The organism is Pseudodesulfovibrio piezophilus C1TLV30, from assembly GCF_000341895.1.
GTDB lineage: Bacteria > Desulfobacterota > Desulfovibrionia > Desulfovibrionales > Desulfovibrionaceae > Pseudodesulfovibrio > Pseudodesulfovibrio piezophilus.
This window is the reverse complement of the sequence record NC_020409.1, coordinates 1,247,732-1,274,703: the sequence shown is the minus strand read 5'-3', so window position 1 is coordinate 1,274,703 and position 26,972 is coordinate 1,247,732. Positions and strand designations below refer to the sequence as shown.

Genomic DNA, 26,972 nt, shown 5'->3' with positions numbered 1-26,972 from the left:
AATTACTCTTCATTATCAATTGGTGAAAAGAGGGCGCGATCTGTTACCGATGTACCCGCCTCAAGAATCTTATAGGGATCTGTACTGCGTGGGGCGTTTTCCCAACCCGCAAAGATATAACCCGGTGCTGGTTGGGCTTCAATTCGGATTTTGATGTTTTCTGGAATTAAACCTGTCAGTTTCCCATCTGGCAGAACCAGCCCTTCAGCCATGATGCGACCTTTCCCTTGCTTCATGATCGTCAAGGAAGTCGGGAGTGGTGTTCCTGTCTTAAAATGTTTATCCATGATTCTCATCATGGCAGAGGGGCGTTGCTCACAGAATTGACGGAGAGTTGCCAGATACTCTTCCCATCTATCCATATTCATGAAGAGCCTGTCGAGTTGCCAGGACCAATGCCATCTTTCCCAATGCCGTTCCATTTCAGGCCTGAGCATTCGCACCATGCGATTAAGAATTGACAGAGCACGCTCCGGTCGGAATGTCGTGAGTATATGTACAGTAAGTCGAGAGCAGAAATCCCGGACAAACAGGTCATTTTTTATTAAGTCTGAAAAATGCAGTCCACGAGGGCCAGGCCTTCTTAATAGTTCTACAAAGGGATCTTCCTGTGCGGATTTTCCTCGTTTTCCGTTGAATCCTCTGTCGAGATCATAAAGAATCCACCTCCATGTGCTCTTGGGGGTGGTGAGAGGACGCCAGACTTTGATGTTGCCGTCAGGCCAGTCAATGTTTCCAGAATAGAGTTCTATTGCGAGATAATCAAGGTAAGAATCTATGTCCAAAGAGGGAAGGGACGGGCGATACTCACCTTGGACAGGAACCGACTTGAAGTCGGAAAAAGGCCCTTTTTTTGAAGATATCCCCCTGTTATTCAAGATTTTGACCGGCTGTAGAGGGAGGTCTCGCCCGGCGAGCAGATTCTTTTTGATCATGGCTTCTCGCAATCCGTAAACTCCCCAGTATGTGCCATTGATAAAAACAAGAACCGGACGATATCGCATGGATTCGACCTCTGCTCGGTCCTGAATTAAGGCTTGCTGAAAAGCATCTCTGAATTGAGTTCGCAGCCAGGCATCTCCTCCATTGCGTAGTATGAATCCTGCATATCGTTCTCGGTCTGTATCAGGAAAAAGGCGGTGCTCAATGCCATATGGGGTGTTTTTGTCATCTGCATAGACTGCGAAGGACTTTTGTGGCCTCCCTCGTGAAGCTCCGCCGAAAATTCGGCAATTCCCGTCAATACTCCACTGTTCTGTCTTGGTCATGAAGTCGATGTGAACAGGACGCCGCCATTTGCGCTGCCAATTGTGTGATTGTGTTCCAGCTTCGGTTACGGAATCTCCCTCTGCGTAGATACCAATTTCAGGATCCCACAGGTTCTTTGGGTCAGTGACGAGAGATATGAGCGGAAGTTCGGTGGATTCACCTATGAAGTAGGATCGAGTTTCAGGCGTGCTGAGAGTGTGATCCGACGTGATGACGGCTATACGGATTATGGTTGTGGAATCAATTTTTAGAGCATTGGCGTAGAGCCTGGATTCCATGGTGGGGATACTTCCGTCCAAAGTATAACGAACCTTGGTTCCGGGGGGAGGCTGCATGGTTAGCATAAATGGTTTGTCATAGAGACCGCTGGTATGTGAGATATGGAGAGAGTCAGCTGTACCAGTGTGAGCAACAGGTGTTCGGCTTTGTGTGTTTTTGCTTTCCATTGTTGGAGTGGAATGGACGAACCATTGAGGTTTCCCATCAGGATAGCGCCCTATGGATGAAAAGCGTGGAAGGCTGTCATATTCGATTTGATCTGCAAGCTCTCCAGAGGGGGTCAGGAGATACACTTGGCCTGCGATACTTTTCAACCTGAAGTTGGTATGGTCATATGCATTTCGTTTGTCACATATGAAAACTTTGTATTGACCGGGAGCAATCGAGAATGTTTCGGGAATGGCCCATCCCGTATCGTCCAGGTCGTCCGAGAGACGGTACCCGCCCAAGGAGGATGAAGTATCTCCGGCATTGAATAATTCAATCCAGTCCGGGTAGTTGGAGGAACCGTCCACAAAGACTTCATTAATCATTATTTTGCTGGCAGCAGAGCAGGGGAGGCCCAAAAGAGAGAGCATGGCAAGGGCATAGATCAACACATAAAGTGGACGAAAAGAAAAGTTCATCGAATTACACACCATTCATTCATACTGCGGAGGTTGTTAAATGGCGAACTGATTGTCTGTTCATGGTATTCTTTCCCCCAAAAAAGCTACAGAGAGGAACAGTCGAGGTGCTTAAGACACCTGAAATGAGACATTTGCAAGTAAATTTATAGAGAGGCGTTTTTTTGATAAAATTACAGTGGAGCATATCCTTGGCAAGAATTTCACGACGAACTGATCGGATGATGCCACATCGCATCTAATACGTATGCGTCTTGTTAGACACTGCACGCTAACCCCATAAGCGGTGATTACGGTTAGCTTATGCAGGTTTACTTGTAAATAAAAACCAGAGAAGCTGACTGTTGAGATATCCAAGTTGTGTTTTTTGGGGTGGGGTCATGGTGAAATGCTTGTTTCCCTCCTGGCCCCGCTGACCCCACTCATGTCTATTTATGGTCTTGAACGTGCTGAGTTCCTTAACCAGCGTTCTTGAAAAACATGTTTATCGAGCGCCCAGGCGTATTGGTGGAGTTGAAGGAGGGAGTCAGGGTCACGCAAAAGGATGAGTTGTTGTGCCGGAGTAAGAATACTCGGTCCGTGTTGCAAGACTTTTTGGGTTAGTTGATTCCGGCGAGAAATTTCCGCCGGACCGACTTGTCGAGTATGACGGGTCAGTAGGGAGCGGCGCAAAGCGTTGATTCGCGGGTCGATGATGGCTCGAAGGAATCCTGCTTCACGTGGGAGGTCGAGAAAGACAGGTGCTTCTTCCATTTCTTGGGTGAAGCGGCTGACCTGAATGATTTCTGGGGCAGGCTCAGTTTCTTCGGGGATGAGCAATAAACGTTTTTTCCGCAGCCATTGTCCCAGGTCTCGTCGACTTGTTATGACGGAAAGCGGCACAGAGAGGACTATGGGAATGACAATGGGGCTTATCCACCAGAAAAATTCAGGTGAGTAGAGCCAGACAATGCCTCCCCAGAGAAGACCGAAGAAAGTGCCCCCACCATGGAAACGAAGTGCGTCAAGCCAGGGAGTTTTTTTGTCGTCCCGCTGCTGCGTGCCCCATCCGATTTTTTTCCCCAAGAGGATCATGCAAACGAATTTACTATGAAACAACATGCGAATAGGTGCCAAAAGCGCTGAAAAGACAACTTCCAGGAGTATACTGATAAGGAGGCGGAACACTCCTCCGAACAGTTGAGCCTGACGGGTCTTGAAGATGAGCAAGAGAAAACTGAGAACCTTTGGCAGAAAGAGGAGCACACCGGTTGTGGCTAACAGGATCATGGCCCACGACGGTTGCCATACAGGCCAATTGGGAAAGAGTGTTTTGCCTGTTGAAAAGTAGACAGGACCGACAATGGCTTCGACAACTGCTTCGGCTGAAGAAAGCATGAGAAACAGAAACCAGAGCAGAGCCGAAGCGTAACTCATGGCACCATTGAGAAAGAGAATGCGGTGTGCCGGGAACAGTCCTTCGGTGAACAGCAGCCGTAAATGTTGTAAGTTTCCCTGGCACCAGCGACGGTCTCTTTTCAGCTCCGACAGAAGGTTGGGTGGACATTCTTCCCAGCTGCCCTGGAGATCGAAAGCCAACCATACTCCCCATCCAGCTCGGCGCATGAGTGCTGCCTCCACGAAATCATGGCTGAGAATGTCGCCTCCCTTGGGAGGCTTTCCGGGAAGTCTGGGGAGGCCACAATGGCGCATGAATGGTTCGATGCGAATGAGGGCGTTATGTCCCCAGTATTGAGCGTCCCCCAATTGCCAGAAGTGGAGTCCTGCCGCAAACATGGGACCGTAAACCCTGTTGGCGAATTGTTGCAATCGTCCGAGCAGGGTATTGCGCCCGAAACAGGCCGGAGCGGTTTGCAGAATGCCGATTCGTTCATTCAGCTCCATTATGCGAACCATACCTTTGAGCGACTGTCCACTCATGACGCTGTCAGCGTCGAATACCGCCATGTAAGTGTATAGTTGACCATGACGGCGGCAAAACTCTGCGACATTGCCACTTTTACGTTTCAGGTTCACCTTTCTGTGTCGATAGAATATGTGCCCTTGTGCTCCAAGCTCTTCCACCAGGTCGACCCAAGCCGCCTCTTCCTCCATCCATTTGTCCGCCCCCTGTGAATCGCTCAGGATGTGGATATCAAAATTTTCACCCCCGTCCATCTTTTGAAGTGAGAGATATGTGCTCTTGATCCCGGCCATTACACGGGGGGTATCCTCGTTGCAAATGGGAAATAAGACTGCTGTGCGAACAGTGGAGGGCTTGAGTTCTGACGTGGAAAGGGCGTGACTGACGGCAAACCGGTCATAGCGACGTAACAGGGTGAAGCAGCCCATAACAGCTGTCCAGAATCCCACTGAAATCCAGGCGAAAAGAATTGAATAAACAATCACAATAGCCAGTTCCAGCGGGGTTCCACCCTTATGTGGCAGGACTGAGGCAACATAAGAACTGGAGAATGCTGATGGGATCAGGATAAGCAGACCGAGAACAAGTCGGCGTTTTCTGGCCGATCCTCGCCAGGTTCTCTTCTTTTCATGGTTCAGAGTCATACTCACGGCATATTGTTGAGTAAAAGGGTCAGTCCAAGGAGCATGATGATGAAAAGCAGCCATCCCCAGCGAGCGGCAAAGCCGATGAAGCCAGTGCGGGGGCGGCCGAGATATTGGCTGGGCATATGGCCCCGCTTAATACAGGGATATGCCGGAGGGAAAGCATCAGGAGCAACCTGTGGCAACCTGGGCCACAATGCGGCCAGAGCCTGGTCCGGGGTGGAGTCCACTGGAAGGCTTCGCAAAACCTCCAGCGCCAACTCCAGGCGGTCTTCCGTGCTCATGGGGAACCTCTCCAGGTAAATGAGGAGGCGACGGGCCGTCTGTTCACGGCAGGAAGAACTCTTTGCTGTGCCGGTATCAGGGCTGGTAGGCATAGTTCCAGGTTTCTGTCAGAGTTGTTTCATCAAGGCGGAGAAAAACACGCAGATCAATTGGTGCCTGGCGTGTGGGCAGAACTCTCTCAATGGCAGAAGGCTCCTTGTCGGATCGCACAACAAAGGAAAGGCGCCATCCTCCAGTGTAGCGATTCTTTTCCAGATGTTGTTCAACCACAGAGGCTCCTTCTCCGCAAGTGATGACTCCCTCGACATTTGCCGGAGGCGTAAGAATACTCAGTGCTTTCCCTGAAAAATCGATGATATATCTGCGCCCACCTCCCTCGGCGGCTCCGGTTCGAGTCGCAAGCACATAGCCCAGAGGTGGGTGGGTGAATCTCCCGGCGTACCAGCGGAGGGTATACTCATATGTCTGTGGGGTCTTGAGCGCGAGAGTGTCTTCAGGAACCCAATAAGCCACTATATTGTCATGGATTTCCTGCTCTGATGGGATGCTGACCAATTCCACATGGCCTCGTCCCCATTTGCCGTGTGGTTCCACCCAGAGGGAGGGACGTTTTTCGGAACGGGCCTCAAGGTCTTGATAATTGGCAAAGTCATGGTCGCGTTGCAGGAGGCCAAATCCTTTAACATTGTCGGATTTGAAAATGTTGACCTCAAGAGCTTTCGGGTTGGTCAAAGGTCGCCAAAACCATTCACCCGATTCATTCTTGATCAGCAGTCCGTCCGAATCATGCACTTCAGGACGGAAATCGTCCAATTCCCGAGGACTGGTATTTTCACCGAACAGGAACATGCTGGTCAGTGGGCCTATGCCGATTTTTTGCACTGGCACCCGTAAGAACAAAGTGGAAGTCACATCCATGGTCGTTGTTTTACCACCACGGATCACGAAGGTATAAGCTCCGGTCAGGCTCTGGCTATCCAACAAGGCGTGGATCGTCAGACTTGCGCTATTGCGGGCGGGTTTTTCTATCCAGAATTCGCGGAAAGTCGGGAATTCCTCTCCCTTGGGGAGGGCCGTATCTATGGCCAGCCCGCGCGCTGAGATTCCGTAGACCTGGCCTTTGGCCACGGCCCGGAAATAGCTGGCTCCCAAAAAGACAGCTATTTCGTCGAAATAGGACGGAGTGTTAATCGGACCATGTACACGAAACCCTGCAAAACCGAAGTCTGACGGTATCTGTTCCGGCAGAGTATGATTACTTCCATAGTCAAAAGCGCTGGTATCAAAGGGGAGCGGTGTGGTGACTCCATTATCGACTATGTTGATATTCACTAATTGGTCATAAAACATACCAGGGTGAAAAAACTGAAGCTGAAAAGGCAGTTCTTCCTGACGCCATAGTGCCTTTTCCGGAATGTACCGAATGTCCCGCCAAGCATCGTAATCGAGCTTCAGAAGTGAGTCTGGTACTTTCTTTTGTGAGGGGATAAAGGGCGATTGGCTCAGTTGGAGAGCCTTGTCCACCACGAGTTGACGTGTGAACGGTTGGGGAGCCTGGGCATGGGCCGCGTTGGCAAGCGGCAGGAAAAGGGACAGAATGAGGATGAGAAAAAAACATTGCAGGGATACTCCCATGCAATGTCCCTGACGCGCCTCAAGGGTATTGTTGGGCATTAGGCTTTTTTTTATCTATTGATTCTTTTTTGAGTGATGAGACTGCGCACATGAGCGAATTCTGCCCATGATGCGGGAGCCAAAATAATCTTTGCGCCATTCTCTGTCGCATACTGAGGCAACACGTTACTCCATGGTATGGATATTATCAATTGCTAATCTCAGACACGCCTATTCCTTGAAATCGAGTTATGCTGGTGTCCCTTTTATTGGGCCACGGTTGCTGTGGTCAGACCTTTGTGCACAGTACTTCATAAAGTTCATTCCACATATTTCGTATCAAATATGCCTACCGTGGGCTTGTTAAGGTGTCCAGATTTTTCGTGAGGTTTGTGTTCATATCAAGCAATGTCGGATGACATGGGCAGGCTGTTCCCGTTTGTACAGAGAGCCTTGATAGTGTGTAGGGAGAATCCTATTGTACATTGTCAGGTCAGGGCTTGAGAAGGGAAAAAGTCTGTGTCTTGATGATTCCCTCTTTTCTCGCTTCGATCTTCATCCTTTAAATAGTCTCATTGGAATTGTATGGGAGAGACAGGGAATCTAGAACCTTTTCCGTGGTCGATTGTTTTTGTATGGTAGAGTAATGATGTCAGTCATAGAGAGCACTTTGTAACCCATGAGAGGTATAACCGTGGAAGTATCCCTGAAAACAAAAATTGGTGGCCTGCTTGATACGTATCCCTTTCTACTTGATTTTCTCACGGAGCAATCTCCTCAATTCAGTCAATTGAAAAGTCCTATTTTGCGCAAAACTCTAGCGAAAGTGACATCTATTTCGCAGGCTGCTTTCTTGGGCGGCCTTGCTCCCGATGAGCTTCTGCTGGGAATTGTCGGGCAAATTTATCTGCATAGTAACGATTCTGTCGTCGTGGTGAATCCTGGAGGCCGAGAAAGGGGGGAGCTTCGTTTGACTCGGGAGGAGCGTATCAAGGCGTTCAAGGATATTGTGACGCGAATCCATCAGGGGGAGAGCCTGGATGCTGTTCGGTCTGAATTCCATGACATTTTGAAAGATGTTTCTCCTGTTGAGGTCGGGGCTATGGAACAGGCTTTGGTCGCCGACGGCATTGATGAGGCTGAGATCAAGAAATTGTGTAATCTACATGTGGAGTTGTTTGATTCTTCCCTGAGTTCGGGTATCCCTGAAATGATGCCGGGGCATCCTCTTCATACTCTGCAGGCAGAAAACCGGGAGGCAGAGAGCAGAGCCGCACATCTGCACAATGCAGCAGAGCGCATGTCTGATGATTTGACGTTTTCCGCTGCACGAAGTGGGGTGATTCTGGCGGTGGAAGACCTTTCCGCTCTCATCCGTCACTATGAGCGCAAGGAGAATCAACTCTTTCCATTGATGGAATCCTACGGACTGACGGCTCCTCCACAGGTCATGTGGGCCATCCATGATGATATCAGAGGGCTTTTTAAACAGGTGCTTGGGGCACTGAATGATGGGGACCGGGATGTCTCGGTTTCTCTGATTACCGAACTGACTATCGCTATACGTGATCTTGTTTACAAGGAAGAACAGATCCTGTTTCCCATGGCATATGAGACCTTTTCGGAGGAGGATTGGGCAAGAGTTCGCCGAGGGGAAGAAGAGATCGGTTTTGCCTGGGTCACTCCAGGCGACGAATGGAAGGCTGAGGAATATGACACAGGGACGCCTCCTCAGGGAGGAGAAGACCTCGTTTATCTCAGTGCCGGAAAATTGCGCCCGGAAGTGGTTGACGCCATTTTGCAGTCGCTCCCCATTGATCTTTCTTTTGTCGATGCACAAGATCGGGTGGCGTATTTTTCTCAGACAGAGCATCGTATCTTTCCCCGCAGCGAAGGTATCCTTGGTCGTGAGGTTTCGAGATGTCATCCTTCTCAAAGCGTGTATATGGTTGAAAAAATATTGGAAAAATTCCGTTCAGGAGAGCGGGATATGGCTGAATTCTGGATTGAAATGAAGGGGAGTTTCATTCACATCCGTTTTTATGCGATCCGACAAAGAGATGGCGAATATGCCGGATGCCTGGAAGTGGCCCAGGATGTCACACACATAAGAGGGTTGCAAGGGCAGCAAAGGCTACTGGACTGGGAATAGAAGGGAAATGATGTTTTTCGAGATATGAGAGCCTCACAGGCCGGGCATACTAGCCTGGCATGTGAGGCTCAATGTCAAAAAAACGTTCGTTTTTTAAGAAAGAGACGATACCTTTTTCCCCTTTTCAGGAATACTCTTCAATTTTGAAGGAATATTTATACTTCCTTGCCAAGTTGTCTGCCGTAAGCCTCACACTTCCTGATTGCTTCCTGGTCAGGCTTCCAAGTTGCCTTGATGCCTTCGCCAATCATTTCAAATCCGGCATTTCCCAGGGATTTGGTCAAAATATCTGTGCTCTCTCCTGACCAGCCATAGGAACCGAATGCCGCCCCTTTTTTTCCTTTGAAACCCAGTCCATGGATCATTTCGAGAATGCCCGCCATGCTTGAAAGGATTCCCTTGTTGATGGTGGAGCAGCCAGCCACCACCAATTTTGAGCGGAATACTTCAGTGATGATGTCATTTTTATCTCGTTGTCCTGTATGAAGGATTTTTATGACTCCGTCTGGGCAGACTGAGCGGATGCCTCGTGCTATGGCTTCCGCCATGTCTCGCGTGCTGTTCCACATGGTATCGTAAATGATCGTGATCTGATTTTCTTGGTAGTCATCAGCCCATTCCAGATATTTGTGCACAATTTGCAATGGATCGTCACGCCATATTACTCCATGGCTGGGTAATATAAAGTCAACAGGAAGTCCGAATCCCACAATCTCATTAATTTTTTTCGTAACCATCTTGCTGAATGGAGTCAGTATGTTCGCGTAATATTTGATGCACTCTTTGAAGAGTTCGTCCTGATCGACCAGATCATTGAACATCGTGTCTGAAGCAAGGTGATGCCCAAAGGCATCATTACTGAAGAGCATGTTTTCCTTGTCCAGATAGGTGAACATGGAGTCTGGCCAGTGAAGCATCGGTGCCGAGATGAAATTCAATGTTCTTTCGCCAAGAGAGAGCGTGTCACCAGTTTTGACTACCTGGAAGTTCCAGTCTTGATGGTAGTATCCCTTCAGGGATTTGGTGGCTTGTTGAGTGCAATAGATCGGGACATTGGGGATCCGGCGCATCAGTTCAGGAAGTGCCCCGCTATGGTCGACCTCTGCATGATTGGCAATCACGTAGTCGATACTGCCAAGATCGATTTCATTCTCCAGGTTTTCGATAAACTCTTTTCCAAATGGACCATAGACAGTATCTATCAGAACCGTTTTTTCGTCCTGAATAAGATATGAGTTATAGGATGATCCTTTGAAAGTGGAATACTCTTCACCGTGGAATTTTTGTAATTCCCAATCTATTTTTCCGACCCAGGATACGGTGTCCGTTATTTGGAATCTCATGATTGCTCCTTTATTTTGATAGTGAGGTAAATCATACCAGTCTCAGTAGAAAAGTTCCATCATTTCATTATTTTTGCAAAGTTGACTTAAGTCATGGAGAGTAAAAGAAGAGCGTGCCAACCTTGAACGATTGTATACTCGTATGGAGGTCTCATGAACGTTTACAATTTTCTGAAAGGGCAAAGTCGTACTCCAAAAACTCAGATTTTCTGGTCGTGGTTGGGAGCATTTCTCGGCATCGCTCTTGTCTCCTTGGTTTCCCGATTTGCATTGGAAGGGCTTGGTCTGACGTTAGTCATTGGTTCCTTTGGCGCGTCAGCCGTGCTCATATACGCGGCAATCGACAGTCCGCTCGCTCAACCTAGGAATTTGATGGGAGGCCACTGTCTTTCTGCTTTGGTTGGTGTTGCCGCATTTCAGCTTTTTCTGGGAGAGATATGGCTCGCAGCACCGCTGGCAGTCGCTACGGCAATAGCTCTCATGCAAATGACTGATACCTTGCACCCACCAGGAGGGGCGACTGCTTTGATCGCCGTCATTGGCGGGCCCGGCATTCACAAGCTTGGATATATGTATGCTTTGTTCCCGGTCGCGACAGGTGCCGCATGCCTGCTTTTCGTGGCCTTGGTCGTGAACAGAATTGCCCCTGACAGGGTGTACCCGAAGTCGCTGTGAAGCTGTTACACGTATGAAAGTCCCTTGTTCGTCATATTTTTACAACTCAAAGATATATTTTCCCCTCAGCCAGGGATCTTCCGTTAAGTCAATAGGACTTGACTTTATTTGAAAAGTGACGGATTGATTTCTTCAACACCAGTCGCGCCCGTGGAGGTGCGGTCGAATTGTGACCTGCACTGGTTTGAATTGAAACAAGTCTATCGAAGGAGCCGTGCGTGCATCTTGTACACACGGCTCCCTTTTTTTGGCGCATAGGCGCTATACATTATCACTTTTTGGAGAATTTGAATGTCTAAGAATCTTTATGTCGGCAATCTGTCTTGGAGCACTACTGAAGATGAAGTTCGCGCAGCTTTTGCTGAATTTGGTGAAGTGCTTTCTGTGAAACTCATCGAGGATCGTGAAACCGGCCGTCCTCGTGGTTTTGGTTTTGTCGAGATGGATGACAATGGCGCAGGTGACGCTGTTGATGCCCTTGACGGAAAAGACCTTGGTGGCCGCAACATCAAAGTGAACGTTGCCAAGCCCCGCGAAGAACGCCCTCGTTGGTAGTTTTTAGTTCTTCCCTTTATTAGCAAAAGCGCCTGTCACTCTTATGAGTGGCAGGCGCTTTTTGTGGTGAAGGGAAGATCTCGTCTCAGGGATGGAGTCTTCTATTGGAAAAAATCAAAGGCGGGAATAGAGAGTAGGAGTTGGCAGGGGACTATCTTATATTTCTGCATTCCTTTTCCTAATGAAGAACTCTCATTTTCACTCGAATATGGTCTGGTCAGCAGGAATAACCCTATAGAGTTATGAGTGGAGATAAAGAAAGATTTTTGGAAGTCGGAATGAACGGGTCTGTTTCCAACCTGTTGAGGTGGGATCCATCAGGAGGCGCTTCGGAGTGTGGAAGAGCGCGGGGGCACATTCGTTCAATATGTCTTCTTCCTGAGAACACAATGCTCATCGGTCAATCATCTTGAATGCGCCATGCATTGGCATATATATTAAAAGAGTTGCTCCTGAGTCTGCCGACAAGGGTAATATTATTTTCTTCTGCGCAGTTGACGCCTGAACTTGTTGCTGCTGAAAAGCCGCACAGGACAGGAATATTTGCTCGTACAGCTTTGGCGGCAAGCTCCCTGGCGATTCGAGAGGAAAGCATGGCGATGCCTACCTGTCCCAAGGTTCCTTCGATCAAGGCTCGACCAATGGCTTTGTCAAAGGCGTTGTGTCTGCCGACATCCTCTCCAAAAGCAAGCAGATGGCCTGTGATCGAAAAGAGTGCAGCTGCATGATTGGAGCCGGTATGCTTGAAGAGATTCTGCTGGTGTTCAAATTCATTTTTGAGTTCAAACAAGTGTTGCGGGTGGATACGGAAAGGAGGGCGTTGTTTGAAAAGACTATGGATTGGGATACTGCCATCGAGTGACACTGTTGCATGAGAGGGGGCTTGATGACAAAAGTCGATGTTGGCCACTCCCTCAACTGTCTCAAGCAAGGAGTTGCAGAAAAGGTGGCCCATGATCAGGTTCAAGTCATCGCCAGGGGTTCTGGCTAGAGTTATTTCCGGTTGATTACCAAGTTGGATGGTCAGGTCGGCCTCGACTGCTATCGTATCCTCTTGAGGGATAAATTTTCCTTGGGTCAGACGTTGGAAAGTGCGCGTACATTCGGGGTACCCTGTCGCGCCTGTGGGAATCGAGCTGCTGGCTGAACTTGGATTGATGGTCGGAATGCGAAGAGGGGAATGCGTCATTGGGGTGCCTATCTGATGGTATTCCAGAGGGTCTGTGCTATGGGAGTTAACGCCCTTTCCTGTGCAATAATGTCCAGATGAATGAGTCCCATTTGAAGTGTGTCGAGGTGTGGGAGAGATGCACATTCGCGCATGTCGATAGTGAGCATATACCTGTCGCATTTATGACAGACTTCAATCCGTTCGCGTTTCATTTCGTCTGGAGAAAGGATTTCACGGGTTTCGCTGTCTTCGTTGCCACAGGCTGCGCAGGCGTTTCGTTTGTAATGCCAATCGTGACCACAGAGAGAGCAGTGCAGGTATTTTTTCCCACCACCACCAACCAAGTATTCGGATGATGAGGTATTCGGGCTGAGTTGTGAAATGGTTGGGGAGGAGTCGCAGACGGGACAGTGGCCGTATTCCCACGTTTGGGTGGAAAGGGATTTCTGCAAAGAGGAGACAACGGCACAAAAAACAGGAGAAGAAATGCTTTCGATATAATAAGAAAGAATAGAAGAAGGGATGCTCAATTCTTCGGCGGTGTTCTCGAATTCCTTCATGGAATCGTTCACTCTTGCCTGGGTGAGTTTGAGGATGTTTTGTGTGTCCATGAGATGGGCTTGTATTTTTTTATCAGTCTCCTTCTCCTGTTGGAGAACTTCAGCCAGAACGGGTAACAGTCTGTTCGCCGCATATTTGAACGCATCAGTCCAAGGGCTGAGAGTGCGCTTCTTCAATAGATGGATTCCTTCCCGCATATCCGTATCACCAATATCAAGCGTCTGGAGAGTTGTTGCGAGCAGTTCATTGCGCACTTTTTCTTTTTCTTCAAAGAGTAATGCAAAGTGGTTTGTCATTTCACTGTAGGCAGAATCACGCGTCCTGACGGTTTCAAGCGTGGATTGAATTTGCTTCATGGGGGATGTCGTTTCCATATGATTGCTCCGCACCTTTATGGGCGGGACACCATACGGAAGGTGTCCCGCCTGGGATGAGTTGAGGTTTTAGCCTTTCATTGCCTTGAAGGGGCGTGCCAGGGTAGCCAGGAATTGTTGTTTGGACATGGGAGTCATCTCAGCCTGTGCCACGGCATATTTGTGATAATTCTCAGCTGTGTCTATCAGCAGGTAGATGACGTTGACTGAATCAGGATCAGCCAGCATGGCGTCGGGCCATTCCTTTTTGAGTGTGGCCAGGCGAGATTCGGCGAGTTTGAGCATTTCTTCCCGGTCGCCAAACTGCATGGCTCCTGTCGGGCAGGACTTGACGCAAACCGGCGGCATCCCACTATGGATGCGGTCATTGCACATGGTACACTTGGCCATTATCCCGGTTTCTTCATGGCGTCTGGGGATATTATATGGGCACGATTCCCGAATTTCCTCAAACTGTTCCTTGGTGAATCCCTTGGTATTGGCAGTGTAGACAATGGCTCCAGTCTGCTCATCCTGGACGATGGCTTCCTCAATATACATATCACCGGTTTCTTTGCATGGTGCGATGTCACAATGGCGGCATTGATCGGGGAAGAAGTTCCAGCGGACCACGCCGTTGTCGAGGTGTTCACTGAAACGCACGAGTTTATAGTTGTTGGGGTTCAGGTCTTGCGGATTTTGATGGCTTCCCCAGCCGACTTGGTAGGTTTTGTTGGCTGGCAGTTCATGCCATTCCTTGCATGCTATCTGACACCCGCGACATGCCGTGCAGCGAGAGGTGTCTATCAGTATTGTTTTGGACATGATGTTCTCCTTATCTTATGGGGTGGCCAGCTCTGTGGTTTTTTTCGCCTTGCGAATATTCACGCAACTCGCCTTGTATTCCGGAATGGTCGTGTTGGGATCACCCACTGAAGGTGTCAGCCTGTTAGTGGAGTCGCCGCTTCCCGGAGTGGTCCAGCCAAAGCAGTAGGGCATACCTATTTCATGGATGATTCGACCGTGAACCTTTAACGGGCGCATGCGGACAGTGACCATGGCAACGGCTTCAACCTTACCTCGGATACTCTCGACAATGATAACCTCCCCATTCTTGATGTCCTTTTCCTCTGCCAGTTCCGGGCTCATTTCCACGTAGAGCTGTGGCTCGGCTTCGAGCAGGTTGGGGACATTGCGGGTTTCACCACCGCCACACCAGTGTTCGGTGAGGCTGTAGGTAGTGAGTACAATGGGGAACTTCGGGTCCGCTGGTTTGGCGAGAAGATCCGGCGCGCTTGATGTGAACTTGTAGACAGGGCTGTTAAGCTGCTTGGAGAACAAATTGCTCTTTACTGGTGTCTCCACAGGTTCGTAATGTTCCGGGAATGGACCATCCTGTCTGCCGGGCCCAAAGAGGTGCCCCAAGCCGTGCTGATGCATGATGAAGGGATATTTTCCTTTGCCCGTTGCCATTGGCGGCCATCCGCCGTCGGGTACGTCTCCAACCCATTTGCCATCTTTCCATGCGATAACAGCTTTTTCCGGGTTGAACGGATTCCCTTCAAGGTCCACGGAAGCACGATTGTAGAGAATGCGGCGGTTGACCGGCCAGCACCATGACCAGTTGGGATAGAGACCGATTTTTTTCTGCATCGGGGTCTGTTTCGGGTCACGGCGCAGACATTTGTTCCCTCCCTCTTCGGTCCAGCTTCCACAGTAGAGCCAGTTCAAACTGGATGTTGAGCCGTCATCCGCCAGGGAGGCGAAGGATGGAACCTGCTGTCCTTTGGAGTATTTTTTGCCTTTGACGACTGTGTCATGGGTAAATCGGCCATTGATACGTTGGCACAAATCTTCAGGATCATAACGTTCCGGCCAGTCAAGCTTGAGTATCGGATCAGGAAAGGTACCGCTTTCCCTGGCATAGAGTTCGCGCACCTTGTTCATGATCGGGATGTACATTTCCCCGAATGGGCGGGCCTCATACTGAGGAGGAACAGCTTGGCCGTGCCACAGGAGCCAGCGACCGGAGTTGGTCACGGAGCCGCTTTTTTCCAGACGGTGGGCAGAAGGCAGCAGGAAGAACTCGGTCTTGACATCCTTGGGATCGACACCGGGGCGATGCCAGTTGTCGGTAGTCTCCGAATTATGCAGCTCGGCACAGACAACCCAGTCGAGGTTATCCATGGCCTTGCGGATTTTGTTGGTGTTGGGGACGCTGTTCATGGGATTGAGTCCCATGAAGAAACCGCCTGTCATTTTCCCTTGGTACATGCGGTCAAACATGAACAGGTAGGAATAGTCACCTCCCTTGTCCACCTTGGGGAGAAGTTCATAGCAGAAACCATTGGCTTTGGTTGCGTTCTCTCCGAACCATCCTTTGAGCAGGGAGGCGAAATACTGAGGCTTGTGTTGCCACCAGTTGGCGGACTCCGGATCGTTGCTGATCGGCGTGTTGGCTTTATTATATGTGTCGTAGGTGTCCCAGTCCCCACACGGCATGGCCATGTAGCCGGGAAGGATGTGGTAAAGTAGAGCATGGTCGGTGGACCCTTGGACGTTGGGTTCGCCACGAAGGGCATTAATACCGCCCCCGGCAATGCCTATGTTGCCCAGCAAGAGCTGAATGATGCCGGAAGTACGGATGTTCTGCACGCCCACGGTATGCTGGGTCCAACCAAGTGCGTAGAGGATTGTTCCGGCCTTGGTCGCTGTCCCGGTGGCGGTATAGGTCTTGTATACCCGGAGCAGAGTCTCTTCTGGCACACCTGTGGTTGCAGCAACTTTGTCCAGGGAATAGCGGGAGTAATGTTTTTTGAGCAACTGGAAGACGCAACGTGGGTTCTGAAGCGATTTATCGCGTTTGGGGATGCCTTGGGAATCAAGCTCTAGGTTCCACTTGCTTTTGTCATAGGAACGAGTTTTGGGGTCGAAGCCAGAGAACAGACCATCCTTGAAATCGAAGTCCTTGCCCACGATGAGTGAAGCATTCGTGTATTCGACCACGTAATCCTTGAAGTATTTTTCGTTGTCGATGATATGTTTGATCATCCCACCCAGGAAGGCGATGTCCGTGCCGGAACGAAGGGGGACATGAAAGTTCGAGCGGGCCGAGGTCCGTGAGAATTTCGGGTCCACATGCATGACAGTGGCCCCTTTGTCTTTGGCTCGGAGGACCCACTTGAAAGAAATCGGGTGATGCTCCGCAGCATTGCTCCCCATGATCAGAATGGAGTCGGCATTCTTGATGTCGATCCAGTGATTGGTCATGGCACCCCGGCCGAAACTTTCTCCCAGAGCAGCCACGGTGGAACTGTGGCATACGCGAGCCTGGTGGTCCATGTGGACCACGCCGAGCCCTCTGGCAAATTGGTGCGTCAGCGCACATTCCTCGTTGCTGGCGTGGGATGTTCCCATCAGGAACATGGACTCCAGGCGATTGACTTGCTGGCCCGCTTCATTTTTGGAGACAAATTCCTTATCGCGAGTCTCTTTGACCTTGCGGGCAATGCGCTCGATCATCCAGTCCCAGCTTTTTTCTTCCCATTTGTCACTGAAAGGTGCTCGATACATGGGTTTTTGGACCCTGTGATGGGATGTAGTCATGGTGAACATGGCCGCACCCTTGGCGCAAAGAGAGCCTTCGTTGATGGGGTAGTCCGGGTCGCCCTCGACACTGACCAATTTTCCGTCCTTTACGTAGCCGATAGCGAAACAACTCACGGAACAAAATGGACAGACAGTCAGAATTTCCTTTGCTCCGTCAATTTTCAGTCCCGCAGCGTAACTTTTGATCGGTGTCAGGCTGACCCCGATTTGAGCTAGGGAGAGATACGCTGCCGACGAGGCAGTCAGTTTCAAAAATCTTCGGCGGTCACATTTCATGAGATGGCCTCCTTGGTTGAGCAAGGGCGAGATCGCCACTGCAAAATTAAGAAATGGATCTTGAGTATTTGGGTAAGGCTATCAAAAAAATCAATTATTACAATATGTTAAAATAAGCACATATAAAAAAAGTGAAAAAGTATTACGCCCTAAAAAAGGAGGTTTTTGTGCTAACGCATTTTATTTATGGAGTTTATTGATAGATTATATCGATTTATATGATAGACAAAATCTATCATATGTGAAAAATGAGATTGAAAAAACAAAGCCTTTTTAGTGTCGTTTCATTGTAATGAGGACGATGTGAGGATGGCGTGCGCATGTCGTGTCGTATCTTTCGTGGACGGAGCTGAAGGGAGGGGGAATCCTTTCCAGTTTTTGATCGTCGTGGTGGGAGAGTCTCTTCTTTACCCGATACTGGCGGTTTGAAAGTGCAGAAACATGTGCGGGCCAATCCCCGACAACATGGCATTCTTATGGCGAAGAGGAGGAATTGCGGGGCGGTAATAATGCCGTCTGCTGAGAGTTTATATGGAAGGAAATAATTCGTTGATAGTGATAACTATCTATTTTAATTGCCATAAAATAATTGTAAAGATAGTAATTATTCATACTAGTACAGTCAGGCTGCCAAACAAACCTCGAAAAAAAATACTCCCATGGAGGTAGAGATGAACAAATTATTGACAATTGTTGCCGCATTTTCAGTGTGCTTTGTTGTACTGGCAGCAGGTTGTAAAACAATGCAAAAATCAATGAATTATTCCGCATTGGATGTTGATTTTTCATAATCGGGAGTCAATAAGTGCTCATCGAAATCTCCTGCTTTCATTATCAAAGGAGTCCCGGAAGGAACCAAGACGTTACTCTTTAAGATGAAAGACCTCGATGTTCCGCCGTACAATCATGGTGGAGGGAGTGTTGAATATGTAGGGGAAGAACTCATTCCGGCAGGAGCATTGAGCTACAAGGGACCGTGTCCCCCTAGTGGCTCTCATGACTATGAATTTACGGTCAAGGCTGTAAATACTGAAGGTGATATTTTGTTGGGAGAGGGAAAAGCCGAGAGGCAGTACCCACCCAAATAAAAACTGGATTCGCGATTCAAGCCCACTGCCTCGGTGGGCTTTTCTTATGCGGTTCTGTGTCAAGGGTCCCGTCTTTCTTGATTTCATCTTTTCATAGGGCGCACTCGCCCCTCGCCTGTCGGCATACTTATCAAGTATTCCTATTCTTATTCGTGCTCTGCGTCACCAAGTGCCGATTTGGTACGGTTAGATATCCCCCTTTTTTTAGAGCGAAAAGAGGGGGAGAACCATGGCTTCATAGATTTACTTTGAGTAAATAAATTAAATTGAAATGTTATTTTAAACGTCTGTTTTATTGACGTGAGCACTTTGGGGGGCTAATGCCTTTAGACAGGTTAAATAAATTTGATCAAAAGTAAGTCTGTCCGAAATGTGAATTTTTAATTTCTAAGAAATCGGACAGCCTTTCGTAGAGTGACTTTCTCTGTGAAGAAAAACTACATTAGTGACAGGCATTCCAATGTCCCTGATGGCGGAGAGTGGTTGTTGTGCGATGAAGGAATATCTGTCGTGGGCCGGTGTGAAGAGCACCTTGTCGGAGAAGGGATATTTTCGATAAAGTGAATTTTCGAGTGTTTCCGGAAATACTGCAAGAATGATGTTCGACATCAAGAATCTTACCAAGGAAGAATTGAGAATGAAGATAAAAGCTTTGAAAAACGGAAATCAGGTCCTGCAAGCCTATGAGCCTGAACTGATAAATGATGATGTCTTGAACGAAGTGAAGACATTTCATGAATCTTTCTTGGAATACAGGAAAAGCGCGATGTATTCGCTTGATGGCCTGGCCGAATTTGTTGGAGTGAATCAGCTTTTTGTCAAGGATGAATCCAGTCGGTTCAACTTGAATTCTTTCAAGGTGCTTGGGGCTTCCTATGCTGTTGGCAAGGCTCTTGCCAACGAGTTGGGAGAACCCCTTTGCTCTTTGCCTTTTCCAGAAATGAAAAAACGAGTGCATAAGGAACTTCCTCATATCAAACTGGCAGCAGCAACCGATGGCAACCATGGCCGTGGCGTCGCCTGGATGGGGCGACAATTGGGGTTGCCTGTCTTCATCTTCATGCCCAAGGGAACGACACAGGCCAGGGTGGATCATATCCTGGCTGAGGGAGCTGAGGCCACTGTCACCGACCTGAACTATGATGAAACCGTGCGTTTTGTGGCGGACAAGGCCAAACAGGAAAATTGGCTGGTTATTCAGGACACGGCCTGGGAAGGGTACGAGGATGTCCCTCGCTGGATCATGCAGGGATATTCCACCATTGCCCAGGAATTCAGTGCCGATCTGGGCGAGACCATCCCGACCCATGTTTTTATTCAGGCTGGAGTCGGTGCTTTTGCCGGTGTTATCGCTGAATCTCTGCGGACTCTTTATAAAGAAAAATGCCCTAAGATTATTCTCGTCGAGGCCGATGTGGCTGATTGCTATTACGGGAGTGCCTTGAAGGGCGCGGATGTGACCAAGACAGGCGATCTGATCACCATTATGGCCGGATTGGCCTGTGGTGAGCAAAATCCTCTTGGCAACAAGATCCTGAAACAGCTGACCTATGGGTTTATTAGTGCCCCGGAGTGGGCGACGGCCAATGGTATGCGAATTCTGGGTAATCCTCTTTCCGGTGACACTGCAGTGGTCAGCGGTGAGTCCGGGGCCGTTGGCGTGGGTGTGCTCGAAAGGATCATGAAGAGCCCTGAATATGCGGACCTCAAGGCCATGCTGGAATTGAACGAAAAATCAACTGTTCTGGCATTCAGCACCGAAGGAGATACTGATCCCGGAGTCTATCGGGACGTTGTCTGGTACGGTCGCTACAATGAACCCGAGGCATAATTAATATGAATACGTACAGTGAAGTTGTTGAGGTTTGTCAAAGACTCATCCAGGCCAAAAGCTATTCCGGTGAAGAAGGGCAGGTTGCCAAGGTTTTGGAAGAAACCATGATCGAGTTTGGTTTTGATCAAGTGGATGTCGACAAATACGGCAATGTGGTCGGCACCATCTATGGAAAGGAAGATGGGCCAGTCCAGCTTTATGACGCTCATATGGATACGGTGCCAGTGCCCGACGCGAGCAAGTGGACCCATGATCCTTTTGGCGGAGCGATTGAAGACGGCAAGGTCTTCGGGCGTGGGACTTCGGACATGAAGGGGGCTTTGGCCGCCATGTTGGTCGGGGCCAGGAATTTTGCCCAAGAGACTGACCGTCATTTCAAAGGGACGATCTGTGTGGCAGGAGTCTGCCACGAAGAGTGCTTTGAAGGTGTCGCAGCCCGTGAGATCAGTAAGAACCACAAGCCTGATTATGTGGTTATTGGTGAAGCTTCTCATTTGAATTTGAAACATGGTCAGCGTGGACGGGCAGAAGTGGTCATTGAGACATTCGGTAAACCCGCTCATAGTGCCAACCCTGAACATGGGGTCAATGCAGTCTATCAGATGGCTGAAGTCATCAATGCCGTGAAGCTGATTTCCCCGGTGGTTGATGAAAATTTAGGCAAGGGAATTCTTGTTTTGGTGGATGTCATTTCTTCTCCTTATCCCGGTGCTTCTGTGGTCCCTGACTATTGCAGGACGACATGGGATAGGCGTCTGTTGGTCGGAGAGACCAAGGAGAGCGTGCTCGGGCCGGTCTTCGAGACTGTGTCATTGCTGAAAGAGGAGCATCCGAATCTCAACGTGAAGGTCTCTTTGAGCGAGGCGGAACTCATCTGCTACACGGGTGAAAAAATCGGTGACGAACGGTTTTTCCCCGGTTGGTATTATGATAAAAAGGAACAATTTGTCGCCTCGGTTTTTGCTGCTTTGAAAAAAGATGGTTTTGACAGTGTTCTCACCCATTATGATTTCTGCACCAATGGCAGTCATTATGCAGGCGAGGCCAACATCAAGACTCTCGGCTTTGGACCTTCCGATGAATTTCTTGCTCACACCATCGATGAGTATATCGAAATTGATCAGCTGGACAAGGCTGTGAAGGGGTACGAGATCATCATGGAAACTTTAGCAGTTTTATAGGGCAGTCAGTGAGCCGATGAAAAAAACAGCTCTCATTAACGGTGTCATCGTCGACGGTACGGGAGGCCCTTCGTTCAAGGGGGATATCCTCATCGAAGGAGACAGAATCATTGCTCTCAAGCGGGAAGGGGAAGCTCATGAGTTTCGTACCCAGGCGGATCTGGTTATCGATGCCCTTGGTCAGGTGGTCGCTCCCGGATTTATCGATTCCCATAGCCACAGTGATTTGCAGATTCTGCTTGATCCCCTGCTCAAGCCGAAGCTCCGCCAGGGGATCACGACTGAGGTCCTGGGGCAGGATGGCGTGGCCATGGCTCCGCTTCCAGGGCCGTTTATTGATGACTGGCGGAAAAATATCGGTGGTCTAGATGGCGATAGTGACGAAATGGATTGGACCTATGAAACGATAGAGGGGTATTTGGACCGTATCCGGCACAGCGGCTCAACCAGCAACTCCACCTACCTGGTACCTCATGGGAATGTTCGTCTGTCCGTTCTTGGGTTTTCCGAAAAAAAGGCCACAGGTGCCAATATCAAGGCCATGTGTGATGAAGTTCGAAAAGGAATGGAAGCCGGATGCGTGGGGCTGTCTACCGGGCTGATCTATATCCCCTGCGCCTACGGCTCGACAGAAGAATTGACCGAAATGTGCAGGGTGGTGGCCGAATATGATGGTGTTTTTGTGGTACACCAGCGGAGCGAGGCCAATCAGATCCTGTCTTCCATGGATGAAATCATCACTATTGGTCGCGAGAGTGGGGTACGGGTGCATTTTTCTCACTTCAAGATTTGCGGCAAGAATAATTGGGAGAAGATCGACGAAGTTCTGGGAAAAATTGATCGGGCCAGGGAAGAGGGCATTGCTGTCACTTTCGATATGTACCCTTATACCGCAGGCAGTACCATGCTGAGCGCGCTTCTGCCTCCGTGGGCCCATGTGGGGGGCACGGCAAAGATGCTGGAACGGCTTCAATCCGAAGCCGAGCGACACAAGATCAAGGCCGCCATTCTCGAGAAGAATTCCATGTGGGATAACTTTGTCGAGTTTGCCGGTTTTGATGGTATTTTCGTGACCAGTGTCGTGACGCAGAAAAATCAGTTCGCCATTGGTAAAAGTCTCTCTGAGATAGCGGAGATTCGCCAGGTTGATCCTCTGGATGGTCTTTTCGACCTTCTGGTAGCGGAGCAAAACCGAGTGGGGATGATCGATTATTACGGCAAGGAGGAACACCTGGAAGTATTCTGTCAGCGAGAGGAAATGTCTGTCTGCACTGATGGTTTGCTCGGTGGCAAGATGCATCCTCGGGCATACGGCGCTTTCCCCCGCGTTATTTCCCAGTTTGTGAAGACAAAGAAGATTCTCCCTCTTGAAGAAGCCGTGAAAAGGATGACTTATAACCCGGCAAGAAATTACCGGCTCACGGATCGGGGTGTTGTTCGAAAAAATGCCTATGCCGATCTGATCATTTTTGATCCTGAAAATTTCAAGGATGTCGGTGATTTCATGCAGCCTGACCAATTCCCTACCGGTCTTGAGTTGGTCATGGTCAATGGCGAGGTGGCCTACGATGGTGAGTCCTATTATCCCAATGGGCAAGGCTCTGTCTTGCTGAGAGGGGAATAGCTGTGGACAGTATGGACCTTGTTGTCATCAATGGCCTTGTCTACAGGGAAGGCCGGTTCGAGAAAACCAATGTTTTCATAAAAGATGGCATTATTGAAAAAATAGGCAAGGAGCCTTTCAAGGCGGCCACGACTTACGATGCCAAGGGGAAATGGGTTTTACCTGGGCTTATCGATCCTCATGTTCATTTTCACCTGGGGGTTGGAGAAACGTATTCCCGAGATGATTTTTATACCGGCTCTGTTTTGGCTGCCTATGGCGGAGTAACGACTGTCATCGATTTTTTGAACCCGTCTTCCGGGCTTGATGAGATGAAAGCTGCCCTTGCCCAAAGGATGCTGGATGCTGCCGATTGTAATATCGATTTCAGCTTTCATCCGACCATCAAGGGGTATGACGATCCCCTGGAGGAATTGAGTGACTTTCTGATAGCTCAGGGGGTGCCGTCCATAAAGCTGTTCACGACCTATAGCTCCACGGGGCGGCAGACCAAAGATATTCTCTTGGCAAAATTGTGTCGGGAATCTGAGAAATCAGGATTTACCATCCTCATCCACGCTGAAAATAACGAGATGATAGACGAATCTCCGGCAGCTCTGGTTGCCGCCCATGGTTTTCGTCGACCGCCTCTCTCAGAAATAAGTGAAGTGATGAAGCTGGCGCAGGTCTTCGAATATGCGGGCGGGTATGGGTACATAGTGCATACCAACTGCGGGACTACCATTGAGAAGTTGCAAGAGGGGTTTGCACAGCTTTTGGGAGAGGGACGATTCCTGCTTGAAAGTTGTCCTCATTATTTCCAGTTTGACTCAGCCGTCTATAAGGGCAGTCGAGGGTATCGATATGTGATGACCCCGCCCTTGCGTCCGGCTCTGGAAAAGGAAAAATTGCGGGCGTATATTGATGATATTACGACCCTCGCGACTGATCATTGTCCCTACCGGGAAGAAGAGAAAGATCATGCCTGCCTTGATGATATTCCCAATGGAATAGAAGGAATTCCGTATACTCTTCCCGTCCTTTTCAATCTCTTTGGGGCAAAAGTGCTCTCCAAAATGACCCATGAAAGTGCCAAGGTTCACGGTCTCTACCCCAGAAAGGGAACCATACGGGAAGGAAGTGACGGTGATATAGCAATTTTTGATCCTGAAAGATCTTATACATTTGGCGCAAATATGCCTTGGCATGAGCACTTGAAGAGGGATGGCTCTGTTTCTCCTTATTTCGGGGTCCGGGGGCAAGGTGTGATCTGCGCAACATTTGTCCGAGGAAGTGCGGTCATGATTGATGAAGTCTTTCACGAAAATTCAGGTCAATTCATACGGAGGAAGTGCCGATGAAGAATCTCATAATCAATGTTTCCACCTATGATTTTCAGGAATTGAAAACAGATTGTTTTGTTCTGTTCGAGGAAAAAATTCTGGCGACCGGGCGCATGAGTGAACTTGATGGAGTTCTCGCGGAGTGGGGGGTGTCTCGAAACGACTGCAACCAGACAGATGGAAAGGGTGGCTTCCTGTTGCCCGGACTTGTGGCGGCGCATACCCATCTCTATTCCACTTTTGCACGGGGATGGCTGACTCCCTTCGATCCCCATTCTTTTCAGGATGTGCTTGATCAACTGTGGTGGAAACTCGATCGGTTTCTTGGGAAAGATGAGGTCACTTTGAGTGCGCTGGTGGGTGCAGGGGAATTCCTGAAAAACGGGGTGACCACAATTATTGATCACCATGCCAGTGGGAAACTCATCAAGGGGAGCCTGAGCGCCCTGAAACAGGGTGCTGTTACCGAAGGCGGTTTGCGGGCACTTTTTTGTTTCGAAACCAGTGATCGTTTCGATCTGGATGAGTGCATGGAAGAGAATGCTTCTTTTCATACCTTGCAGAAAGCGGAAGGGACGGGATTGTGTGGTGGGCTGTTCGGTATGCACGCTTCTTTCAGTTTGTCCGATGATTCCCTGAAAAGAATCGCAGCCGCTTCCGATTCTGCTCCGGTGCATGTCCATGTTGCCGAAAGCCGGGAAGATGTGGATTGGACTCGAGAAGAGTGCGGGAAGACCATCATGGAACGCTTCGATCATTTCGGGCTGTTGCAGAGCGGCAGCCTCATTGCTCATGGGGTCCATATGGAGGAGCGGGAATTCGAAATTTTGCAGGAGCGAGGCTGTTTCCTGGTTTTCAACCCCACGTCCAATATGAATAACGGCGTTGGTCTTCCCCCTGTCAAGCAGACGGTTGACCTCGGTATTCCCTGGATGATCGGCAATGATGGTCTGGGGTTCGGCATGACCAGAGATTACCAGAATCTGTTGTTTACCTACCAGCTTGTCCATGGTCCGGGTAGCTTTCAGCTTGGTTGGCTGGCAGAGAGCATCAACTGGACATATGAGTATGTGAATACTTTATTGGGCTGTCAAATTGGACGCTTGCAAAAGGGGTTTGATGCTGATTTTTTCATCATCCCTTACCAGCCTATTACCCCGTTATGTGAAGATAATATGCTTGGGCATTTCTTTTTTGGTCTTTTGGATAATTTGAGACCTTCTTTTGTGTGGAGTCGCGGAGAGATGCGGGTCGCTGAGGGACGCTTGGCCGACGAGGATGTCTATAAATATGACGAGGCGCACAATTGTGCCCGGAAATTATGGAATGAAATTTCAAACTGAGAAGGGAAAGTAGAATGGATTTGAAGACAAGCGTAGCCGGTATGGAGTTCAAGACCCCTCTTCTCCCAGCTTCTGGCCCTCTGGTCGGGGATGCGGAAAAAATGATGGCCCTGTACGAGCGGGGCGTAGGGGGGATGGTCAGTAAGACCATTTCGCTGCAAGGAGCGCACGTTCCCCGTCCCTGTATTCAGTCCGGGAAAAACTATGTGACCAATGCTGAGCTTTGGTCCGAGTATGCTCTGGATACGTGGAAGGATGAAATCCTTCCGGCGGTCAGGCCCAAGCTTGATATCCCTCTCCTTATCAGCATGGGGTATACAAAGGATGACATGAAAGGGCTGATTCCTCATCTGGACCCTTTTGCCGATGCCTTTGAAATATCCACTCATTACGTTGGCAAGGATCTTTCAGTCATCAGGGAGACGATCAGGACAATCCGTTCCATGACGGATAAGCCGTTTTTCATGAAGATGTCTCCCCATATGCCAGATCCCGTGGCTTTCTGCGAAATGGTGCTGGAAAACGGTGGCAATGGTATTGTTGCCATCAATTCCCTGGGACCGGCCATGTCCATTGATCTCAAAAGCCGCTCCACTTCCATGGGGAATAGTCAAGGAGAGGTCTGGATGTCCGGACCGGCCATCAAGCCTCTCGCTCTGGCCTTCATCTCCCGCATAAAGAAAGCTCTTCCGGAATGTGAGATCATCGGTGTGGGGGGGGTCGCGACGGCCGATGATGTCTTGGAATTTCTGCTGGCCGGAGCAAGCGCCGTTCAAATGCTCTCTGCCGCCATGCTCAAGGGAGTGGATCTCTACCGTACGATACTGAACGATCTTCCAGAAAGACTGGTCCACTATGGCTTCGCCTCTGTTCAGGAGGTGGTAGAGACGGATCTTATCATTCCTCAAGTTTCGTATGAGGTCTGCCTTCCCAGGATTGATGCTGAAAAATGTATTCTCTGTGACCGTTGTGTGAAAGCGTGCCCTTACATGGCTCTGACCCACGAGGATGATGGCATTCGTGTCAACCAAGAGAAATGTTTCGGCTGTAGCTTTTGCCGGTCCCTTTGCCCGAAGAGTGCCATTACCTATGGTGTCTAGAGTCTCGGGACACTTCGGTTTGATGGCATCTGGTTTGCCGATCTCTTGAGGACATGGATTGTTACTGGAATTGAACACTGGGCGAAGTTGTGACGGAATTCGCCGTTTGTTTGAAAAGCTTTGATGTATACTGGAGTTATCAGGTTCCAACTCTTCAGGTGAATA

At 49.3% G+C, this 26,972-nt stretch carries 18 protein-coding genes and 1 pseudogene; 10 read left to right on the top strand and 9 right to left on the bottom strand.

Going from position 1 to position 26,972, the window contains the following annotated elements; all coding sequences use genetic code 11:
- Window positions 1-2 precede the first annotated feature (2 nt).
- From BN4_RS06060 to BN4_RS06045, 4 genes are all read right to left on the bottom strand, one after another.
- The gene (locus tag BN4_RS06060) at window positions 3-2,174 is read right to left on the bottom strand and encodes a CotH kinase family protein (RefSeq protein WP_015414492.1); all 2,172 of its coding nucleotides are present in this window, start codon (window positions 2,172-2,174) and stop codon (window positions 3-5) included.
- Between the two features lie 432 nt (window positions 2,175-2,606).
- Window positions 2,607-4,721, bottom strand: a complete 2,115-nt coding sequence (gene mdoH, locus BN4_RS06055) for a glucans biosynthesis glucosyltransferase MdoH (RefSeq protein WP_041720155.1) — start codon at window positions 4,719-4,721, stop codon at window positions 2,607-2,609.
- Window positions 4,722-4,723: 2 nt separating this feature from the next.
- Window positions 4,724-5,005: a hypothetical protein gene (locus tag BN4_RS06050; RefSeq protein ID WP_231856583.1), complete on the bottom strand. Its 282-nt coding sequence runs from the start codon at window positions 5,003-5,005 to the stop codon at window positions 4,724-4,726.
- A 76-nt stretch (window positions 5,006-5,081) separates the two neighbouring features.
- The gene (locus tag BN4_RS06045; RefSeq protein WP_015414488.1) at window positions 5,082-6,680 is read right to left on the bottom strand and encodes a glucan biosynthesis protein; all 1,599 of its coding nucleotides are present in this window, start codon (window positions 6,678-6,680) and stop codon (window positions 5,082-5,084) included.
- 619 nt (window positions 6,681-7,299) lie between these two features.
- Here BN4_RS06045 and BN4_RS06040 point away from each other — a divergent pair.
- Complete coding sequence (locus BN4_RS06040) at window positions 7,300-8,772, top strand: DUF438 domain-containing protein (protein WP_231856582.1); 1,473 nt, start codon at window positions 7,300-7,302, stop codon at window positions 8,770-8,772.
- 155 nt (window positions 8,773-8,927) lie between these two features.
- On the opposite strand, the gene BN4_RS06035 is transcribed toward BN4_RS06040, so the two are convergent.
- Complete coding sequence (locus BN4_RS06035) at window positions 8,928-10,115, bottom strand: anaerobic nitric oxide reductase flavorubredoxin (protein WP_015414486.1); 1,188 nt, start codon at window positions 10,113-10,115, stop codon at window positions 8,928-8,930.
- A 153-nt stretch (window positions 10,116-10,268) separates the two neighbouring features.
- On the opposite strand from BN4_RS06035, the gene BN4_RS06030 reads away from it, so the two are divergent.
- Both BN4_RS06030 and BN4_RS06025 read left to right on the top strand, forming a co-directional pair.
- Window positions 10,269-10,790: an HPP family protein gene (locus BN4_RS06030; RefSeq protein WP_015414485.1), complete on the top strand. Its 522-nt coding sequence runs from the start codon at window positions 10,269-10,271 to the stop codon at window positions 10,788-10,790.
- Window positions 10,791-11,081: 291 nt separating this feature from the next.
- Window positions 11,082-11,345: an RNA recognition motif domain-containing protein gene (locus BN4_RS06025; protein WP_015414484.1), complete on the top strand. Its 264-nt coding sequence runs from the start codon at window positions 11,082-11,084 to the stop codon at window positions 11,343-11,345.
- Window positions 11,346-11,745: 400 nt separating this feature from the next.
- Here the strand turns inward: BN4_RS06025 and BN4_RS06020 are convergent, their stop codons facing one another.
- The 4 genes from BN4_RS06020 to fdnG all read right to left on the bottom strand — a co-directional run bounded on the left by BN4_RS06020 (window position 11,746) and on the right by fdnG (window position 17,315).
- Window positions 11,746-12,534: a formate dehydrogenase accessory sulfurtransferase FdhD gene (locus BN4_RS06020; RefSeq protein ID WP_015414483.1), complete on the bottom strand. Its 789-nt coding sequence runs from the start codon at window positions 12,532-12,534 to the stop codon at window positions 11,746-11,748.
- 8 nt (window positions 12,535-12,542) lie between these two features.
- The gene (locus tag BN4_RS06015; RefSeq protein ID WP_015414482.1) at window positions 12,543-13,451 is read right to left on the bottom strand and encodes a formate dehydrogenase accessory protein FdhE; all 909 of its coding nucleotides are present in this window, start codon (window positions 13,449-13,451) and stop codon (window positions 12,543-12,545) included.
- Window positions 13,452-13,520: 69 nt separating this feature from the next.
- Window positions 13,521-14,255, bottom strand: a complete 735-nt coding sequence (locus BN4_RS06010; protein WP_015414481.1) for a 4Fe-4S dicluster domain-containing protein — start codon at window positions 14,253-14,255, stop codon at window positions 13,521-13,523.
- 15 nt (window positions 14,256-14,270) lie between these two features.
- Window positions 14,271-17,315 (bottom strand): formate dehydrogenase-N subunit alpha, encoded by a 3,045-nt coding sequence (gene fdnG / locus BN4_RS06005; protein WP_015414480.1) that lies wholly within the window; start codon window positions 17,313-17,315, stop codon window positions 14,271-14,273.
- Between the two features lie 824 nt (window positions 17,316-18,139).
- On the opposite strand from fdnG, the pseudogene BN4_RS06000 reads away from it, so the two are divergent.
- The 7 genes and pseudogenes from BN4_RS06000 to BN4_RS05970 all read left to right on the top strand — a co-directional run.
- Window positions 18,140-18,403: pseudogene (locus tag BN4_RS06000) on the top strand (YbhB/YbcL family Raf kinase inhibitor-like protein); the annotation flags it as partial.
- 595 nt (window positions 18,404-18,998) lie between these two features.
- On the top strand, window positions 18,999-20,234 hold the full coding sequence (locus tag BN4_RS05995) for a diaminopropionate ammonia-lyase (protein ID WP_197536719.1): 1,236 nt from the start codon (window positions 18,999-19,001) through the stop codon (window positions 20,232-20,234).
- Window positions 20,235-20,239: 5 nt separating this feature from the next.
- Complete coding sequence (locus BN4_RS05990) at window positions 20,240-21,418, top strand: YgeY family selenium metabolism-linked hydrolase (protein ID WP_015414476.1); 1,179 nt, start codon at window positions 20,240-20,242, stop codon at window positions 21,416-21,418.
- A 16-nt stretch (window positions 21,419-21,434) separates the two neighbouring features.
- A complete protein-coding gene (locus BN4_RS05985; protein WP_015414475.1) occupies window positions 21,435-23,042 on the top strand; it encodes an N-acyl-D-amino-acid deacylase family protein in 1,608 nt (535 codons plus the stop codon).
- An 11-nt stretch (window positions 23,043-23,053) separates the two neighbouring features.
- Window positions 23,054-24,382: a dihydroorotase gene (locus BN4_RS05980; RefSeq protein WP_041720718.1), complete on the top strand. Its 1,329-nt coding sequence runs from the start codon at window positions 23,054-23,056 to the stop codon at window positions 24,380-24,382.
- Window positions 24,379-25,707 (top strand): amidohydrolase family protein, encoded by a 1,329-nt coding sequence (locus BN4_RS05975; RefSeq protein ID WP_015414473.1) that lies wholly within the window; start codon window positions 24,379-24,381, stop codon window positions 25,705-25,707. The genes BN4_RS05980 and BN4_RS05975 overlap by 4 nt, the downstream gene beginning before the upstream one ends.
- Before the next feature lie 14 nt (window positions 25,708-25,721).
- Window positions 25,722-26,807 carry a 4Fe-4S binding protein gene (locus tag BN4_RS05970; protein WP_015414472.1) on the top strand — a complete coding sequence of 362 codons (1,086 nt, stop codon included), beginning with the start codon at window positions 25,722-25,724 and terminating at the stop codon, window positions 26,805-26,807.
- The last annotated feature ends 165 nt before the right edge of the window (window positions 26,808-26,972 follow it).